The 18373-nt window shown below is 38.1% G+C and carries 13 protein-coding genes; 10 read left to right on the top strand and 3 right to left on the bottom strand.

The genetic code is table 11. The annotated features are described in order from the left end of the window. Nucleotides 1–3 precede the first annotated feature (3 nt). Nucleotides 4–1194: an NAD(P)/FAD-dependent oxidoreductase gene (locus SOM16_RS04335; RefSeq protein ID WP_320463215.1), complete on the top strand. Its 1191-nt coding sequence runs from the start codon at nt 4–6 to the stop codon at nt 1192–1194. Between the two features lie 38 nt (nt 1195–1232). Here the strand turns inward: SOM16_RS04335 and SOM16_RS04330 are convergent, their stop codons facing one another. After that, nucleotides 1233–1949: a hypothetical protein gene (locus SOM16_RS04330; protein WP_320462768.1), complete on the bottom strand. Its 717-nt coding sequence runs from the start codon at nt 1947–1949 to the stop codon at nt 1233–1235. A gap of 1020 nt (nt 1950–2969) precedes the next feature. Here SOM16_RS04330 and SOM16_RS04325 point away from each other — a divergent pair. Next, on the top strand, nt 2970–5165 hold the full coding sequence (locus SOM16_RS04325; protein ID WP_320462767.1) for a B12-binding domain-containing radical SAM protein: 2196 nt from the start codon (nt 2970–2972) through the stop codon (nt 5163–5165). A 457-nt stretch (nt 5166–5622) separates the two neighbouring features. Here SOM16_RS04325 and SOM16_RS04320 read toward each other — a convergent pair whose 3' ends face one another. Further along, nucleotides 5623–8850: an amidohydrolase family protein gene (locus tag SOM16_RS04320; protein ID WP_320462766.1), complete on the bottom strand. Its 3228-nt coding sequence runs from the start codon at nt 8848–8850 to the stop codon at nt 5623–5625. Nucleotides 8851–8966: 116 nt separating this feature from the next. Then, complete coding sequence (locus SOM16_RS04315) at nt 8967–9239, bottom strand: DUF1016 N-terminal domain-containing protein (protein ID WP_320462765.1); 273 nt, start codon at nt 9237–9239, stop codon at nt 8967–8969. Nucleotides 9240–9311: 72 nt separating this feature from the next. On the opposite strand from SOM16_RS04315, the gene SOM16_RS04310 reads away from it, so the two are divergent. The 8 genes from SOM16_RS04310 (at nt 9312) to rplT (ending at nt 17932) form a co-directional block, all read left to right on the top strand. Beyond that, nucleotides 9312–11204: an ATP-dependent DNA helicase RecQ gene (locus SOM16_RS04310; protein WP_320462764.1), complete on the top strand. Its 1893-nt coding sequence runs from the start codon at nt 9312–9314 to the stop codon at nt 11202–11204. A 185-nt stretch (nt 11205–11389) separates the two neighbouring features. Beyond that, nucleotides 11390–12697, top strand: coding sequence for an MFS transporter (locus SOM16_RS04305; protein ID WP_320462763.1), 1308 nt, complete (start codon nt 11390–11392; stop codon nt 12695–12697). Nucleotides 12698–12717: 20 nt separating this feature from the next. Further along, on the top strand, nt 12718–13455 hold the full coding sequence (locus SOM16_RS04300) for a (Fe-S)-binding protein (protein WP_320462762.1): 738 nt from the start codon (nt 12718–12720) through the stop codon (nt 13453–13455). 100 nt (nt 13456–13555) lie between these two features. Continuing rightward, entirely contained in the window at nt 13556–14452 is an 897-nt protein-coding gene (locus SOM16_RS04295; protein WP_320462761.1) for a hypothetical protein, read from the top strand. A gap of 316 nt (nt 14453–14768) precedes the next feature. Continuing rightward, nucleotides 14769–16694, top strand: a complete 1926-nt coding sequence (gene thrS, locus SOM16_RS04290) for a threonine--tRNA ligase (protein WP_320462760.1) — start codon at nt 14769–14771, stop codon at nt 16692–16694. A gap of 18 nt (nt 16695–16712) precedes the next feature. Then, nucleotides 16713–17282, top strand: a complete 570-nt coding sequence (infC, locus tag SOM16_RS04285; RefSeq protein WP_051666461.1) for a translation initiation factor IF-3 — start codon at nt 16713–16715, stop codon at nt 17280–17282. 29 nt (nt 17283–17311) lie between these two features. Further along, entirely contained in the window at nt 17312–17512 is a 201-nt protein-coding gene (gene rpmI / locus SOM16_RS04280) for a 50S ribosomal protein L35 (RefSeq protein ID WP_010600880.1), read from the top strand. Nucleotides 17513–17587: 75 nt separating this feature from the next. Beyond that, nucleotides 17588–17932, top strand: a complete 345-nt coding sequence (gene rplT, locus SOM16_RS04275; protein ID WP_029285460.1) for a 50S ribosomal protein L20 — start codon at nt 17588–17590, stop codon at nt 17930–17932. Nucleotides 17933–18373 lie beyond the last annotated feature (441 nt).

The following is an 18373-nucleotide window of genomic DNA, read 5'->3' as shown; positions in this document are numbered from 1 at the left end:
ATGATGGATGCAGATGCGATTATTATTGGTGCAGGTGCTTGTGGGTTAATGTGTGCAGTACAGGCTGGTTATCTCGGTAAAAAGGTTATCGTGCTGGAAAAGAACGAAAAACCTGGAGCCAAGATTTTAATTTCAGGTGGCGGACGCTGTAATTATACTAATCAATTTGCTACAGCTGAACAATTTATTTCGGCTAATCCTCATTTTGTAAAATCAGCTTTTAACCAGTGGACGGTTGAAGATACCATCAGTTTTTTTGAAACGTATGGCATTTTGGGGAAAGAAAAGACGTTAGGCCAATTATTTCCAGATGATAAGAATGCAAAAGATGTAGTGGAAATGTTTACTGCTGCATGCGCAGATTTTGGACAGGAAATTAGAACCAAAGCTGACGTAAAGGACATTGATATCTTAGCAGATGGATTTCAAGTTACTTATGAGAAGAATGGGAAAGTAATTTCGTTAACGGCTGAAAAATTAGTGATTGCAACCGGAGGCTTACCCATTCCAAAAATGGGCGCTACCGATTTTGCTTTGCGTTTTGCCAGGAAACATCAATTGAATATGGTGGAAACTGCTCCTGCACTGGTTCCTTTAACCATTACGGGTAAGGATGAAGAATGGTTTGCCCAACTTTCTGGCAACTCTGTTTTTTGCGAAGTAAGTAATGATAAAATATCTTTTGAAGAAAATATTCTGTTTACACATTGGGGTTTGAGTGGTCCGGGTATTTTACAGATTTCTTCATATTGGAGGAGGGGTGAGGTGGTTAACTTAAATTTACTTCCAACTGAAAATATCGTGTTGTTAATAGATGAAGAGCGACGGTCAAATGGAAAAACTTTGGTCTCTACTTTATTAAACCGTTTTTATACCAAAAAATTAACGGATGCCTTAGGCAAATTTCTACCATTAAATAAACCAGTTGCTTCATTAACAAGTGCTGAAATCCAATTGGTGGATCAAACCATTCATCAGTTTAAAGTTAAGCCTGCCGGCGATAAAGGTTATGATAAGGCCGAAGTAATGCGCGGTGGAATAGATACAAATGAAATATCTTCGAAAACGCTCGAATGTAAAAAAATACCTAACCTCTTCTTCGGTGGCGAGTGTTTAGACGTTACCGGGTGGTTGGGCGGATATAATTTCCAGTGGGCCTGGGCGAGTGGGTTTGTTATTGCACAACAACTATAAGCTTAACCAGGATAGGTTTCACGCAAGTAAATGCGATATCACAAATAAACGTTTGGCATAATTTCCCATGCCCATGGTTTTTTAAAGGTTTTAAAAGTTCTTAATTGAGAAAAGTAAAGGACTTCGCTCGTTCTACGATTGGCAATATCCCGTCTATGCAAATTCCCAACCGTGGTAAATAGCTCACGGGTATTAAAATCATAGATTCTTTCCGTCAAATCACCAGTATTCTGGTTAAAATAAAGATTAATTGCGTTAGTAAGGAACCAGTCTTTATTCTGGAATTTAAAAGTATATCCTAATTCCCATCGCCATTCGCTACCCCCTCGAAATCTTAAAAAAAGTTGCTGTTCTTTTATCTCAATCTGTTGTAAAGGATCGCCAAGTTTTCCACCTTCTTCAGAACGTAAAATAAAATCGTTATTCTGTGCAGACAATTGATAGTTTCCAGTTGATTTATCTCTGAAATAGATCGCTAAAATCCGCGGCTTCTGCGTTTCTTTGATGATTTCCGAATTATTGTCGCCGTATGTTCTAGTTTCATCAACGGTTTTATTAGATTCAAAGATGAGTGCGATATCTTCAATTTGATCATTATTTAAATCGCCTTGTGAAGTCTCAATAACAGTCCAGTTAGCTGGAGTAAGTTGTGAAATACTTGATCCTTGTTGTTTTACTTTTGGAAAAACAAATGATTTCTGAGCTGAAGCGATGTGAAGGGATAAAATTGCAATAATAAAAGGCAAAAATTTCATTCGGTAATAGGAGTGGATGTAGAAATAAAAACGATAATTGGGTTGTTTAATTGCATTCTAAACCATAATAAATCTGATTTGGTACTATTAAGATGAATTCTTAGATGGTGAAAAGATAAACCACCTGAAAAATTTTAGAAACTATAAGCTGTGCGGCGCTATCCTAAACGGCAAGTAACTTGGAATTTCGTTCATTTGGTCTTTAATGAACTTAGGTGTCTTAGGTGGTGAAAATATATACCACCTGAGGCATCTTAGAAAATATAAGCCGTGTCGCGTTATCTTAACAGGCTCGTAATATTTCGGGCATTTGGTCTTTAATGATCTTATATGTCTTAGGTGGTAAAAAAAACAAACCACCTGAGACATCTTAGAAAATATAAGCCGTGAGGCGCTATCTTAAAGTGCATGTAAAATTCGGTCATTTGGTCTTTAATGAACTTATATGTCTTAGGTGGTAAAAAACTAAACCACCTGAGACATCTTAGAAAATATAGGTCGTGACGCGCTATCTTCAAGGGCTTGTAAAATTTCGTGCATATGGTCTTTCATGATCTTATATGTCTTAGGTGGTAAAAAAATAAACCACCTGAGACATCTTAGGAAATATAGGCCGTGACGCGCTATCTTAAAAGACTTGTAATATTTCTTGCATTTGGTCTTTAATGAACTTAGGTGTCTTAGGTGGTTAAAATATAAACCACCTGAAAAATTTTAGAAAATATAAGCTGTGACACGCTTTCTTAAAGTGCTTGTAAAATTTCGGTCATTTGGTCTTTAATGATCTTATATGTCTTAGGTGGTAAAAAAATAACCACCTGAGACATCTTAGAAAATATAAGCTGTGACGCGCTATCTTAAAAGGCTTGTCAATTTAAGTTTTACAACACTTTATTTTTAATGGGCTTAAATGATGAAAAGATAATGCGCTCCTGTTAAACCATAGAAAAAATGTAAGAAAATACATCTAATGGTTTAAAATCTCCAAAATCACTTACTTTTGCATTTTAAATATTTCTTTTGAAGACAGAACTTTTTATTGTTACGCCGCCTTTCACCCAACTGAATACTCCTTATCCAGCATCAGCGTATATAAAAGGCTTTTTAAACACTAAAGATATTACTTCTACTCAAGCTGATTTAGGCATTGAAGTAATCCTGAAAATATTTTCGAGACAAGGTTTAACAGCTCTTTTTGCCACAAAGAGTGATAAGCCATTAAGTGCTAATTCAAAACGGATTCTGGCTTTGAAGGATGAATATTTAAAAACTATAGATTCTGTAATTGATTTCCTTCAAGGTAAAAATCCAACACTTGCCTTACAGATTTGCTCAGATGATTTCCTACCCCAAGCATCACGATTTACACAACTGGAGGAATTGGATTGGGCCTTTGGGGCGATGGGCACGCAAGATAAAGCCAAACATCTAGCTACATTATATCTCGAAGATATCTCAGACTTTATCGTAGAATGCGTAGATGAAAATTTTGGATTTAGTCGCTACGCAGAGCGTTTAGGAAGAAGTGCAAACTCTTTTGATGAACTGCACCATGCCTTAGGTCAGGAGCCAAGTTATATTGATAAAATTCTGATCTCCGTTTTACAGCCATATATTGAAACGGTTCAACCTAAGTTATTTTTAATTTCTGTTCCATTTCCTGGTAATTTATATAGTGCTTTCCGATCTGCCCAATGGGTAAAAAAGCATCATCCTGAAATAAAGATTTCTATGGGTGGTGGATTTCCAAATACAGAACTGCGTTCACTTTCTGATCCAAGGGTTTTCGAGTTTTTCGATTTTATCACTCTGGATGACGGGGAACTTCCAATAGAACTGCTCATTCAAAACATCAGGGGAGCGGTTCCTGCAGAGATGCAGATGTACAAACGTACGTTTATGCTGCAGAATGGCGAGGTGGTGTATCGAAACGATTCGTTCAGAAAAGATTATAAACAGGCTGATGTTGGTACTCCGGATTACGCTGGTTTACTTTTAGATCAATATATTTCTGTAATAGAGATTGTTAATCCCATGCACCGGATGTGGAGCGATGGCCGCTGGAATAAATTAACGATGGCACATGGCTGTTATTGGGGCAAATGTACTTTTTGTGATATTTCGTTAGACTATATAAAAGTTTACGAGCCCGTTCAAGCGAAACAAATTGTAGACCGTATTGAAGAATTATCAATGAAAACCGGACAAAACGGATTTCACTTTGTAGATGAGGCCGCACCTCCGGCTTTAATGCGGGAGGTAGCTTTAGAAATCCTTCGAAGGAAATTAGCGGTGACTTGGTGGACAAATATTCGGTTTGAGAAAAGTTTTACGGCTGATTTATGCTTACTACTAAAAGCATCTGGTTGCATTGCGGTTTCTGGTGGGTTAGAAGTGGCATCAGATCGTTTATTGAAACTGATTGAAAAAGGCGTAACCGTTGAACAAGTTGCCCGGGTAACCCGAAATTTCACCGAAGCAGGCATCATGGTTCATGCTTATTTGATGTACGGCTATCCTACACAAACCATTCAGGAAACGGTTGATAGTTTGGAAATGGTTCGGCAATTATTCGAAGCCGGAATTTTACAGTCAGGTTTTTGGCACCAGTTCGCCATGACCGCGCATAGTCCTGTAGGATTATATCCAGAGCGGTTTGGTGTGGTTAAGGAAACTGAAGCGATCGGTACATTTGCGAATAATGACATTAATTACACTGATAAAACCGGTATTGACCATAACAAATTCAGCTTTGGTTTAAAGAAATCACTTTTCAATTTCATGCACGGAATCTGTTTTGATTACGAATTGCAGGATTGGTTCGACTTTAAAATTCCAAGAACTAAAATTCCTAAAGATTTTATTGAAAAGGCTTTAAATGAAGACAATCACTTTAATACCAAACCTACTGCTAAAGTGGTGTGGTTAGGAAGCAAGGCTGATGCTGAATTTTTTACCAAAACTAAAAAAGGTAATTCCTGGGAAATGGCTTCAATAACCTTCCATGATAAAAAGGAAAGTTTTACCATCCAAACCAATAAAAACGAGGGCGAATGGCTGGTTTCTATTTTAGAAAAGGTTAAAGTTTCTGCTGAGAAGATTTATTCTTTCCAGGAAGTAAAGACCGATTTTGAAAGTGAAATGGAAAATTTCGAGTTGTTCTGGTATTCAAAACCCATCAATACTTTAAGAGATTTCGGTCTGTTGGTGTTGTAACTCTAGAGATTTGATGATCTAAAGTCATGCTTATATAATGGTTCGATTTTAAATTGTTGTTTTAAGACTAAAATTTCAATTTAACACTTCAAAATCAACGTTATAGAATGAGTAATTTACATCTTCATTTTAAAAAGTGAGATGAAAAGGATCATGCAAATGATGATCACTGATGTTAAAATCGCCACAATCCAGGCAACGACTGATTTGTTATTTTTGCGCAACGAGATAAAAGCCGTGATAGCGGTTATAACAATCAAGACCATGAATAAATTCACCGTAGGAATTCCGAGTAAATAATAGTCTCTATAGGAAAAGACGGCGCAACTCAGCAGGAGGAAAACGACTGGCGCTATGTTGTATAAGTTGGTTTTCTTCATGAATAAAAATTAGATCTTCGGAAGATAATATCAGTGCACTTCCGAAGATCAGATTATATTGTTAAATAAATAGTGGATTAATCACAGTTTGGAACCGTAAAAGTCCAGGTTTCCGATTCGCCATTTGGAACAATATAACCATTTCCTCTTGCATTTTCGAACCACAATTTTCCGCGAAGTTTTTCTCTTGTTCCCACCTCGTTCATCGTTACACTGTCGTATAAACGACCGTTTATCATTACGTATTTAATTTTTTCAGAATTGCGGATATCATCCAAAGGATTAGCATCCATAATCACCAAATCTGCAAGTTTACCCACTTCAAGTGAACCCAGTTCTTTACTCATACCCAGATAACCGGCACCGTTTAACGTGGCATTTCTAATGGCTTGCAGAGGCGTAAATCCGCCTTGAACAAACATCCATAATTCCCAATGAGCGCCCAAACCTTGAATTTGCCCATGTGCACCCAGGTTAACCTTTGTGCCACCATCTGCAATTTGCCTGGCCGCTTTAGCGATATCTATATGGTTGTAATCGCTATATTCGGAGGTTGTTCTTCGCCTTGCTCTGGCATCAATAATGGCGCGAGGCGTGTAGGCCATTAATTTTTCATTCTCCCAAACGTTGGTTCTATCGTACCAATAGTTTTCTCCCCACTGGCCGCCATAAGCAACAATCAGCGTAGGAGTATAACCCACTTCTGTGTTATTCCAGAATGTAGTTACATCTTTATAAACTGGCAAAACAGGGATGCTGTGCTCAATTCCGGTATGTCCGTCTGCAATCATATTCATGTTATGAAAAAAGGTAGAACCGCCTTCAGGTACCACTTCCATCTTTAACTGGCGTGCAGCTTCCAAAATTTGCTGACGCTGTTCTCTCCGGGGCTGGTTATAGGATTTTACTGAAAATGCACCTACAGCTTTCAATCGTTTTAAATTAGCCAAGGCATCCTCTAAACTATTAATTACTACTTTAAAGTCGCCATCAGCACCGTATAAAATGGAGCCTGTAGAGTAAACCCTCGGACCAATCATTCTGCCGGCTTTAAGCATTTCGCTTTGGCTAAAAACCATTTCAGTATTGCTAGATGGATCATGTGATGTGGTAACTCCAAAAGCGAGATTGGCCAGATAACTCCAATCGCTTTGAGGCGAGATCCCGTCCGGGCTGGTGCGTAAGTGCGCATGAACATCTATAATGCCGGGCATAATGGTCTTCCCATTCACATCAATCACTTTTGCATTAGCAGGAATTGTAACAGCATCAGCTTTCCCAATCGCGGAGATTTTATTTCCATCGGTTAAAATGACCCCATTTTCAATTACTTCGTCACCTTTCATCGAAATAATTCTTGCACCTTTTAATGCCACAATTCCACTTGGCTTATCTGATTTCAAAACTAAATTAATATCTACTGAAGTAGCCTCGGCCTTATGCATGCTAGCATCGAAATTGAAAGCGCTGTTTACATCAATCGTGAAATATTTCGGACCCAATGTCCAGTGTAAATTTTTGCTATCGGCGCTCCATTGCATGTATGTTCCGCCATCTGTAGTCACCTTCGCGACAGGAATAGATTTGTTTCCTGCAGATGCATCCTGAGCAGCGCCAACGTTAATCATAGGGGTAATGTAAACGTTGAATAGCTCATTAAAAGCGACCCATTTATTATCAGGACTAATCACAAACTGATTGGCGTATTGCGAAGTGAAGTGCGTTCTTTCATTTCCACCGTTTAAATCAATGCTTTTTAGCGCTTTTTTGCCATCTGCATAACTTTGGAAGTAAATGCGGGTATCTGTATTGTTAAATTGAGGACGGATGCCATTGTCGGAAACCAATGTTTTAGTTCCGCCATTTGCACCCATGGTAAAAATTCCTGTCCCACGGCCATAGTTATAACCTAAAACATCATTGCCGCTTCCTTTTCTAAAAACAATTTTATCTCCCTTTGTAGAATATTGAGGCGAATAATAAAATCCTTTTTCATCACTCAAAGTGATTGTTTTTCCAGATTTTAAATCAGTTCTTTTTATGGCTCCGCGAAGCTCATCACTCCAGGTGGTGTAAACCACAAATTTTCCGTCCGGACTAAACGCTGGTTCGAATTCAAAATCCTGCCCATTGGTTAGACGTTCAGGTGTTCCGCTAGGTAATTCTTGCTTATAAAGAAATCCGGCAGCATTAAAAACAATTGTTTTGCCATCAGGCGAGGTCGTTAATTGTCTCAGCATTTTTGAGGAAAACTCATTTTCAAACACTTGCTGCTCGAAATGTAACGCCTGCTGTACCGTTTGAACAGTGTTCGCTTGAAATGGAATAGTGGAATTGATTAATGTTCCGATCTCTGTTTTTCTGATTTTTCCTTTAGCATAAAATACAAGACTTTTGCTGTCCGGTGTCCAGGCGAAGTTTGGGTAAACGCCAAAAATAGCCCAGGTCTCTTGTTGATCGTGAGATAAATCTTCATTTATCGGCCACTCTTCGCCGGTTTTGATATTCTGCACAAATAGGGTAGATTTCAAACGCACCCTTTTTACAAAGGCAATTAAGTTTCCATCAGGCGAAACCTGCGGGCGGCAAGCACCACCTTGTTCATTAATGAAAGTAGTTAATTTACCTGTGGTTAAATCCAGTTGACGAATTGCATAAATAGTTCCATTAGGATCTTTACTGTATTCGAAATTCGGGCCCGGCGTTACGTCTTCACTAAAATATACATATCTTCCATCAGGCGAAACATTAGGCTCGCCCGCATCTTGCTGATCATTTTTACGTTTGGTAAGCTGAACACCTTCTCCACCATTGATATTGTACATCCACATTTCACCTGCACCCAAAGAGCGGCCTGCGGTAAAGTGTTTACGTGCCACAAGGTACTCGCTGTTTGGCATCCAGGTGGCATTATTCAATAGCCTGAATGTTTCTTTAGTCACCTGTTTTTTGTTCGAACCATCACGGCTCATTATCCAGATATTATCACCGCCACTTTTATCACTGGTGTAAGAAATATATTTTCCATTAGGACTAAATCTTGGCTGAACATCATAGGCAATACCTCCACTAATCAATTTTGCCTGGCCTCCACTCATTGGCATGACGTAAATATCGCCCAGTAGATCAAAAACAATTTCCTGTCCATCCGGACTCACATCGAGGTTCATCCAGGTGCCTTCATCTGTATTCAGCGTGAAATTTTTGGTGGTACCCTGATATTTTTCTACATCCCATTTTTTTTCCTGGGCAGTTGAATAGAAAAATAGGAGTGAGAGCGCAGAAAGAAAGTAGATTTTTTTCATTTTATATTATCGGAATAGTTCGTGTATTTTTCGTTGAAGAAGTTTTTTGTCAGGAAGTTGAATTTAATATTCTGAAACCATAGTAGGTGATAAACTGACGTTCTTTTTTGCAAAGTCTAAGGTAAAATTCTTTTCAGCCAAAGTCTTACATCTCGAGGCTCGTTAAGTTGAAGGTATTCGGCCAATTGCTTAACAACAGACTGGCCCCAATCGGAGTTGCTAATGCGTTTGTCGATATACTCACCAATACTCCAATATAAATCAATAAACTCCTTATTTACAGCTTTAATAGCATGTGTTCTTGATTTTTTAATCGAGCTTACTATTTCTGTAAATTGGGTTTCTAACATGTAAGGTTTGTAAGCATCAAAGTTAATAATCTTTTGCAAAATGGTTTTGCGCCAATTGTAAATATACTATTGCTTTACGTATAAATTTTATAGTTTTGGTATCGCCGATTTATGACAGCCATAGAGATTTTACAAAGGTACTGGGGTTACGCTGCTTTCCGACCGCTACAGCAAGATATTATTAATTCCGTTTTGGAAGGAAAAGACAGTTTAGCACTTCTACCTACTGGCGGAGGAAAGTCTGTTTGTTTTCAAGTTCCTGCATTGGTAAAAGAGGGAATTTGCATTGTGGTTTCTCCGCTTATTGCGTTGATGAAAGATCAGGTGGAAAATCTCAAAGCAAGGGGGATTGAAGCTATTGCCATTTATGCTGGAATGGGGAAAAGAGAAATCGACATTCTGCTGGATAACTGCATCTATGGGAAGATTAAATTTTTGTACCTATCTCCTGAAAGATTATTATCTGAATTGGTTCGGGTTCGTATTTCTTACATGAATGTAAACCTGATTGCTGTAGATGAAGCGCATTGCATCTCCCAGTGGGGATATGATTTTCGCCCGCCTTATCAGCAAATTGCTAAATTAAGGGAAATTCATCCCAAGGTTCCTGTATTGGCATTAACGGCAACCGCAACTGCTTTTGTAAGAAAGGATATTGTAGAGAAGCTGGAGATGACTGATCCACAAGTTTTTGTTAAGAGTTTCGCAAGAGATAACCTAAGCTATGTTGTTTTTAATAAGGAAGATAAATATAAAAAACTGATTGAAATTTGTAGAAATGTAAACGGTACCGGATTGGTTTATGTACGCAATCGAAGAGAGACCGCAGAGGTTTCAAATTTCTTAAACCGAAATCAAATCAAAGCAGATTTTTACCATGCTGGTCTGGAACGCGATGTCCGCTTTCAAAAACAGGAAGATTGGAAGCTGAATAAAATTCGAATCATGGTCGCCACAAATGCTTTCGGAATGGGCATTGATAAAGCCGATGTTCGAACAGTTGTACATTTAGATTTACCGGAAAGTTTAGAAGCGTATTATCAGGAAGCCGGAAGAGCAGGCAGAGATGAAAAAAGAAGTTATGCTGTTTTGCTGGCGAATCAATCTGACATGATGAACCTGGAGTCTCGTTACATTGATAGCTTTCCATCGCCTGATGAAATTCGAAAAATATACCATTACCTTGGAAACTACTTTCAACTCGCCTTTGGCGCAGGCGAAGGTTTAACTTTTACCTTTGATATTGCCGACTTTTGTAAACGGTTTAATATTAGTGTTTTAAAATCACTGTCTGCCCTTAAGTTTCTGGAACATGATGGTTATTTAACGTTGTCAGAGAGTATTTTTCTTCCTTCGAGAATGATGTTTATTGCCAGTCATGAAGATATTTATCGCTTTCAGATCGAAAACAAAGCTTATGATAGCATCATCAAAACCATATTGCGATCTCATGGGGGTGCTTTTGATGGCTTTATAAATATCAAGGAAGCAGATCTAGCAAAAAGAACCGGCCTTTCTTATAAAGAGATCGTGGCACTGCTGAACAAATTGCAGTCCATAGAATTGCTTACTTATATTCAGCAAACCGACCAGCCGCAACTGCAATATATCAGGCCTCGCATAGATATGGATCATTTCGATTTGGACGTGAAATATATGGAACAACGCAAAGAGATCCTGCTTAAACAAGTAAACGCCGTAATTAAATATGCATCTACTAATATTTGTCGCAGCATTCAGCTATTGTCTTATTTTGATGAGCACAATGCTTCAAAATGCGGTGTTTGCGATGTTTGTCTAGCTGAAAAGAAATTTGAAAATGAGCAACAAATTGATGACAGGATCGACTTTGAGATCAGAGCCTTACTTCAACAGCAACACTTAAATCTTGATGATTTGGTAGGCAGAATCAAAATGGGGACTGAAAATGAGCGTATCAACGCCATTCGCGAGTTATTAGATGCAGGTAAGATCAAAACAGATGGGAAGAAATATTATCTTTAAATTGAGGAAGATAGGATGGATAGGTAGGAAATAGAAAACGGGTATTAGGATACGGTGAATAGAAAATGTAAATTGTAAATAGCGTTAGGAAGTAGGGAATGTTTAATAAAATATTAGTTTTGTATTGTCTATATCAATCTGTTTAACTCAACAATCTTTTTAACCTCCGCGAAGCAAAAATACAAATGATAGAAAAAAATAACAAGAAAACCATTCGTTCCTGGGCTTTCTTTGATTGGGCAAATTCAGCTTATAATCTGGTAATTACTTCAACGATTTTTCCTGCATACTATACGATTATTACCACTACAAAAGAACATGGTGATCAGGTTACTTTCTTTGGCAGAACCTTCGTTAATACTTCACTCTCCAACTATGCACTGTCTTTTGCCTATTTAATTATGGCGTTGGCCCTGCCAATACTTTCCTGCATTGCAGATAGGAGAGGGAATAAAAAATCGTTCATGAAATTTTTCACCTACATGGGCGGCTTAGCTTGTATGGCGCTTTACTTCTTCAAGCTCGATACACTTGAACTAAGTGTTATCTTCTTCGCTATAGCTGCAATGGGCTATATAGGTGGTGTATTATTCAGCAACTCTTATCTTCCAGAAATCGCAACAGAAGAACATCAGGATAGAGTAAGTGCCCAAGGTTTCTCCTATGGCTATATCGGTTCTGTTCTGCTGCAACTTGTTTGCTTTTTGTTTGTATTAAAGCCAGAATGGTTTGGTATTACAGATGCTTCATTTCCACCCAGATTATCATTTTTATTAGTAGGTGTATGGTGGATTGCCTTCTCCCAGATTCCTTTCTCCGTTCTTCCTAACGGAACTCCACAAGTTGATAAGGTGAAAACTAACATCATCAAAGACGGCTTTAGTGAGTTATCAAAAGTTTGGCAACAACTTAAACAGATTAAGCGCCTGAAGGGATTTTTACTTTCCTTCTTTTTCTACTCCATGGGGGTGCAAACCATTATGCTGGCCGCGGCTGGTTTTGCAGAGAAAACGCTAAAACTTGGAACGGCAAAATTGATTGCTGTAATTCTGATCATCCAATTGGTTGCCATTCCAGGTGCCTTACTGATGTCATATCTCGCTAAAAAATTAGGCAATGTAAATATTTTAATCATGGTGGTGCTGGTATGGATCGGTTGCTGTGTTTATGGTTATTACATCACTAATGAAATTCAATTCTATTCATTAGCCGCTATTGTGGGTTTAATTATGGGTGGAATCCAATCGCTCTCGCGTTCTACCTATTCTAAATATTTACCCGTAAATACACCAGATAGTACCTCATTCTTTAGCTTTTATGATGTTACTGAAAAACTGGCCATTGTAATTGGTCTATTTAGTTTTGCTTACATCGAAGATTTAACAGGAAACATCCGTTATTCCATCATTGCTTTAGCATCATTTTTTATAGTTGGCTTAATCTTTTTGCTAATCTTGAGGAAAAACGAAAGCAAAGAGGTAGTAAAGTTGTAAGTTTGTGCCCTTAGCGTATTATGAAAGTAGAATTATTTATCCCTTGTTTTGTTGATCAGTTATACCCGGAAACCGCTTTTAACACAATGCGGTTATTAGAAAAATCTGGCTGTAAGGTAGAATACAATTCCAAGCAAACCTGTTGCGGTCAGCCAGCATATAACGCTGGTTATTGGGATGAAGCCAAAGAAGTGGGGACTAAATTCTTAAACGATTTTTCAGAAAATACTTACGTTGTTGCGCCTTCAGCTTCTTGCGTAGGCATGGTTAAAGGTGGTTATAATGATTTGTTTACCAACACCATCGTGCACAATAAGTGTAGAAACTTACAATCAAATATCTGGGAACTATCAGACTTTTTAATCAACGTAGCCAAGAAGGATTACTTTGGAGCGGAGTTAGAAGGAAAAGCTGTTTATCACGATTCTTGTAGCGCGCTTCGGGAATGTAAAATTAAAGATGAACCCCGTCAGTTACTTTCAAAAGTTCATGGACTGGAAATGCTTGAAATGCAGGATACTGATATGTGTTGTGGCTTCGGCGGAACTTTTGCCGTAAAATTTGATGCGATTTCTTCAGCAATGGCTGAACAAAAAGTAAATCATGCCATGGCTCAGAATGCTGATTATATCATTTCAACCGATCTATCCTGTCTATTACATCTGCAAGGCTATATTGAAAAAAACAATCTACCCATCAAAACAATGCATATTGCAGATGTTTTATGTAATGGTTGGCTGGAAAGTACAGAATATTAATCAAGTTACTGATTTTAAGGTCTTTAAATTTTGGTAAATCTCTTCTTTCTGATTAAACCTTTTGAGTACAATTGCCTCTAAAAATTAAAAAGAACTAAACATGAAAAAAATAATTTTCGCCCTTTTGAGCATTTTTTCTGTGGTATCTGCTGCAGATGCGCAAAAGAAAACATCGGGTGCCATTCAGTTTGAAACTACAGTTGATCCAGCTGCAATGGCTGCTGCCAGTGGTTTTCAAATCCCAGATCAAATGAAGGCAAGAATGCCATCAGCAGCTAAAAGCAATTTCGAGCTACTATTTACGGCTACAAATGCAAGTTATATGCCCGTTGAAGATATGGAAGATAGCAATGGTGCAGGCGGCGGTGGCGGCGGAATGGGGAGAATGATGATGCGTTTTGGTGGAGGCGGTGGTAACCGCGAATATTATTACAGCTTCGCTGATCAAAAACTTACAGAGGTTTTCGACTTAAACGATACCACTTATTATATGCCTGCTAAGTTAACTTTATCTACTTCTGGTCCTGTTGGATCATTTAGAATGGGCGGTGGAAATGCTGGTGATACCACGAAAGCGAAACCTGTTGCAGCTCCTAAAATTGAAGTAGTAAAAACAGACGCTACAAAGAAAATTATCGGCTTTGATTGCAAGGAAGTAATTGTGAAATCTACCAGGTCTGTTAAGATTTTAGATATGGATAAAGAGGTAACTGAAGAAACCCATATTTGGTATACCAATGATTTAGGTTTCAATTTTTCTCCAAACCCCAAAATGTGGACCGAAGGTACAGTATTGGCAATTGAAGGCAAAGGCAATTCAACCATTGCTAAAAGCATTGAATACAGAGGCGTGAGCGGTAAGGACGTAACGCCGCCTAAAAAAGCCAGATTAATTACAGATGAGGAATACAAAATTAAAATGGAGAACATGATGAAACGATTCAGACAAAACAGACCGGGTGGTGGTGTTCAGCGAATCGGTGTTCCTGGGAATTAATTTTGACAACATAATTTTATAGCCTTTCGAGTTACTCGAAGGGCTTTTTTTATTAAGGACTTTAAGAGGTAGTTTTCTTGATTGTCTTCAATACATTCTCCCTCAAGCATCATCCTGAACTCGATTCAGGATCTGGTTCACTGTAATTACCCATTCAAAACACCTTAAAAATATTTACTGCTGGAAAATAACCTTGAAATAATTTTTCTTATCTTCGCAACAATAAAAATCACTTTGTATGTGATTTAAATTCATATTTTTTTTTAAACCGTTCCCATACGCTAATTAAAGCATCAGGAACAAATCATAGTTGTAGATGATTAACATTACTTTACCTGACGGCTCCGTTCGTCAGTACGAACAGGGCACATCTGCCCATCAAATTGCATTATCAATTTCTGAGGGTTTAGCCCGTAACGTATTAGCCGCAGAAGTAAACGGCGAAGTTTGGGATTCAACACGTCCAATCGAAGCAGACTCTACTGTAAAATTGCTCACCTGGAATGATGCTTCTGGTAAATCAACTTTCTGGCATTCATCAGCCCACTTAATGGCCGAAGCTTTGGAAGCATTATATCCGGGAACTAAATTCGGTATTGGTCCGGCGATTGAAACTGGTTTTTATTATGACGTAGATTTTGGCGATAAAGAATTTTCTTCGGATGACTTTAAGGCTATTGAAACCAAAATGATTGAACTGGCTAAGCAAAAGGAAACTTTCACCCGTGAAAGTGTAAGCAAAGCTGATGCGATCAAATATTTTACTGAAAAAGGCGACGAATATAAATTAGATCTGATTGATGGTTTAGAAGATGGAAAAATCACGTTCTATTCTCAAGGTCAGTTTACCGACTTATGTCGCGGGCCGCACATTCCAAATACTGGTTTTGTTAAAGCAGTAAAACTGATGAATGTTGCCGGTGCTTATTGGCGAGGAGATGAAACCAAAAAACAATTAACCCGTATTTATGGTGTAACTTTTCCCAAGGCAAGCGAGCTTACCGAATATCTTGCGATGATTGAGGAAGCTAAAAAGCGTGATCACCGTAAATTGGGTAAAGAACTGGAGTTGTTCGCTTTCTCTGAAAAAGTAGGAATGGGTTTACCGCTATGGTTACCTAAGGGAGCGGCTTTACGTGAGCGTTTGGTGAATTTCTTAACAAAAGCACAAGCAAAAGCAGGTTACGAACAAGTGATTACGCCTCATATCGGACATAAGAATTTATATGTAACTTCTGGTCACTGGGAGAAATATGGTAAGGATTCGTTCCAGCCAATTAAAACGCCTCAAGAAGGAGAGGAGTTCTTCTTAAAACCGATGAACTGTCCGCATCACTGTGAAATTTACAAAACAAAACCACGCTCTTATAAAGATCTTCCGGTTCGTTTTGCAGAATTTGGTACTGTATACCGGTACGAACAAAGTGGAGAATTGCATGGTTTAACCCGTGTTCGTGGCTTTACACAAGATGATGCCCACTTATTTTGCATGCCAGAGCAAGTTAAAGAGGAATTTAAAAAAGTAATTGATTTAGTACTTTATGTATTTAAGTCGTTAGGATTTGATAATTACACTGCACAGGTTTCTTTAAGAGACCCCGAAAATAAATCGAAATACATTGGTTCTGATGAAAATTGGAGGCTATCTGAAAATGCAATTATTGAGGCAGCTGCAGAAAAAGGTTTAAATACGGTTGTAGAATATGGCGAAGCGGCTTTTTATGGTCCTAAGCTAGATTTTATGGTGAAAGATGCTTTAGGAAGAAAATGGCAATTAGGAACTATTCAGGTGGATTATAATTTGCCTGAGCGTTTCGAACTGGAATATACAGGGAGCGATAATCAGAAACACAGACCAGTAATGATTCACCGTGCACCATTTGGTTCACTGGAAAGATTTATTGCTGTTTTGATAGAGCATTGTGCTGGGAATTTTCCTTTATGGTTAAGTCCGGAGCAATTTACTATTCTTCCGATTTCAGAAAAATATGAAGAATATGCAAAAAAAGTTTTAGATGAACTAAATAATTCCGATATTCGCGGGCTGATTGACTTTAGAGACGAGAAAATCGGGCGTAAAATCCGTGATGCCGAAGTTAAAAAGATCCCTTATATGCTGATTATTGGCGATAAAGAGATGGCGGAAGGGAAAGTTTCAGTGCGTAAGCATGGTGAAGGAGATTTAGGTGAAATGACGTTGGAGGAGTTCAACGATTTATTAAAAAAAGAAATAACAGTTTAAATTAAAATAGTTACACATTTGGCATTAGGAAGACCAGGATTTAACAGGGGACCACGTCCACCTTTTAAGAAAAAAGAAGCAGAGCATAACATTAATCAGTACATTAAATCGCCTGAAGTGCGTTTGGCTGGCGATAATGTTGAACCGGGGATTTATCCTTTGGCAAAAGCTTTGGCACTTGCTGATGATTTGGAATTGGATTTGGTTGAAATTTCGCCAAATGCCGTACCACCTGTTTGTAGAATTATCGATTACAGCAAGTTTGTTTACGAACAAAAGAAAAAGCAAAAGGAAATTAAATCTAATGCTAAACAAACTGTAATTAAGGAGATTCGTTTCGGTCCGAATACGAACGATCACGATTTCCAGTTTAAATTGAAACATGCGGTAAGCTTTTTAGAGAACGGTGAAAAGGTTCGTGCTTATGTGCATTTTAAAGGTAGAGCAATTGTTTACAAGGAACAGGGAGAAATTTTACTATTGAAATTTGCCCAGGCTTTGGAAGATGTAGGTAAAGTAGAATTATTACCTAAGTTGGAAGGTAAACGGATGTTCTTAACAGTTGCGCCTAAAGTAGCAAAAAAATAAAAATAGGTTTATAAATTAAAAAACAGGTTATGCCAAAAATGAAAACCAATTCCAGTGCTAAAAAGCGTTTTTCGCTTACTGGAACAGGTAAAATCAAAAGAAACAAAGCATACAAAAGTCACATCTTAACAAAGATGAGTACTAAACGTAAACGTGCTCTTGGAAATGCAGGAATTGTAACAGATGCAGATTCAGGTAACGTTAAACGCATGCTTTGCATCGGAAAGTAATTTATTAATTCACCAGGTATCAGGCCTTAAGTTTCCGAGAAAAAGGAACGCCGCTTACCAAAAAACAACAACAACATGCCACGTTCGGTAAACGCAGTAGCTTCGAGAAGAAGACGGAAAAAAGTCCTTAATATGGCCAAAGGCTATTGGGGCGCAAGAAGTAAAGTTTTTACGGTTGCTAAAAATACAGTAGAAAAAGGTTTGCAATATGCATACCGTGACCGTAAAGTTAAGAAAAGAGAATTCCGCGGATTATGGATCCAACGTATTAATGCAGGTGCTCGTCAGCACGGTATTTCTTACTCTCAATTAATTGGTAAACTTGCTTCAAAAGAAATCGGTTTAAACCGTAAAGTATTGGCTGATTTAGCAATGAATCACCCAGAAGCTTTCAAAGCTGTAATTGATGCAGTAAAATAGAAATTATCGCTTAAGCGACAATCATATTTTAAAAAAGTTCCGATGTAAATCGGGACTTTTTTTGTTTTAATTAAATCTTCTTAATGCGCTAAATCAAAGAGTTACATAATTCGAGCGGATTGGTCTTTGGTGGCTCACGAAAATTCTACTGATTTATACACTAAATCATAACTAATTACTTCGGTTAAAGAATTACTAATGGATTTGTTCAGAACCGGAAACTAAAATCTGCGTAACTCATTTTGATCTGCGGGCGAAACTTTGCATCGCTTTAAGCCGTCGGATAATGCTCGAAATAAACTTGAATTATGAATGAAATTATTTGTCCCGCTGATTTCGGAGATTTTCGCAGAACCGGGAACTAAAGTCTGCGTAACTCATTTTGATACGCGGGCAAAACTTTGCATCGCCTTAAGCCGTCGGATAATGCTCGAAATAAAC

The sequence above is a fragment of the Pedobacter sp. CFBP9032 genome (assembly GCF_034045265.1).
Taxonomy (GTDB): domain Bacteria; phylum Bacteroidota; class Bacteroidia; order Sphingobacteriales; family Sphingobacteriaceae; genus Pedobacter.
This window is presented reverse-complemented; position numbering and strand designations above follow the sequence as displayed.

Excerpts from the sequence above, each read along its gene's own strand:
- SOM16_RS04310 (WP_320462764.1), top strand. The coding sequence starts at position 9,312 with ATGACAGCCATAGAGATTTTACAAAGGTACTGGGGTTACGCTGCTTTC.
- SOM16_RS04330 (WP_320462768.1), bottom strand. The coding sequence starts at position 1,949 with ATGAAATTTTTGCCTTTTATTATTGCAATTTTATCCCTTCACATCGCT.
- SOM16_RS04300 (WP_320462762.1), top strand. The coding sequence starts at position 12,718 with ATGAAAGTAGAATTATTTATCCCTTGTTTTGTTGATCAGTTATACCCG.
- rpmI (WP_010600880.1), top strand. The coding sequence starts at position 17,312 with ATGCCAAAAATGAAAACCAATTCCAGTGCTAAAAAGCGTTTTTCGCTT.
- SOM16_RS04295 (WP_320462761.1), top strand. The coding sequence starts at position 13,556 with ATGAAAAAAATAATTTTCGCCCTTTTGAGCATTTTTTCTGTGGTATCT.
- SOM16_RS04305 (WP_320462763.1), top strand. The coding sequence starts at position 11,390 with ATGATAGAAAAAAATAACAAGAAAACCATTCGTTCCTGGGCTTTCTTT.
- thrS (WP_320462760.1), top strand. The coding sequence starts at position 14,769 with ATGATTAACATTACTTTACCTGACGGCTCCGTTCGTCAGTACGAACAG.
- SOM16_RS04320 (WP_320462766.1), bottom strand. The coding sequence starts at position 8,850 with ATGAAAAAAATCTACTTTCTTTCTGCGCTCTCACTCCTATTTTTCTAT.
- rplT (WP_029285460.1), top strand. The coding sequence starts at position 17,588 with ATGCCACGTTCGGTAAACGCAGTAGCTTCGAGAAGAAGACGGAAAAAA.
- SOM16_RS04335 (WP_320463215.1), top strand. The coding sequence starts at position 4 with ATGGATGCAGATGCGATTATTATTGGTGCAGGTGCTTGTGGGTTAATG.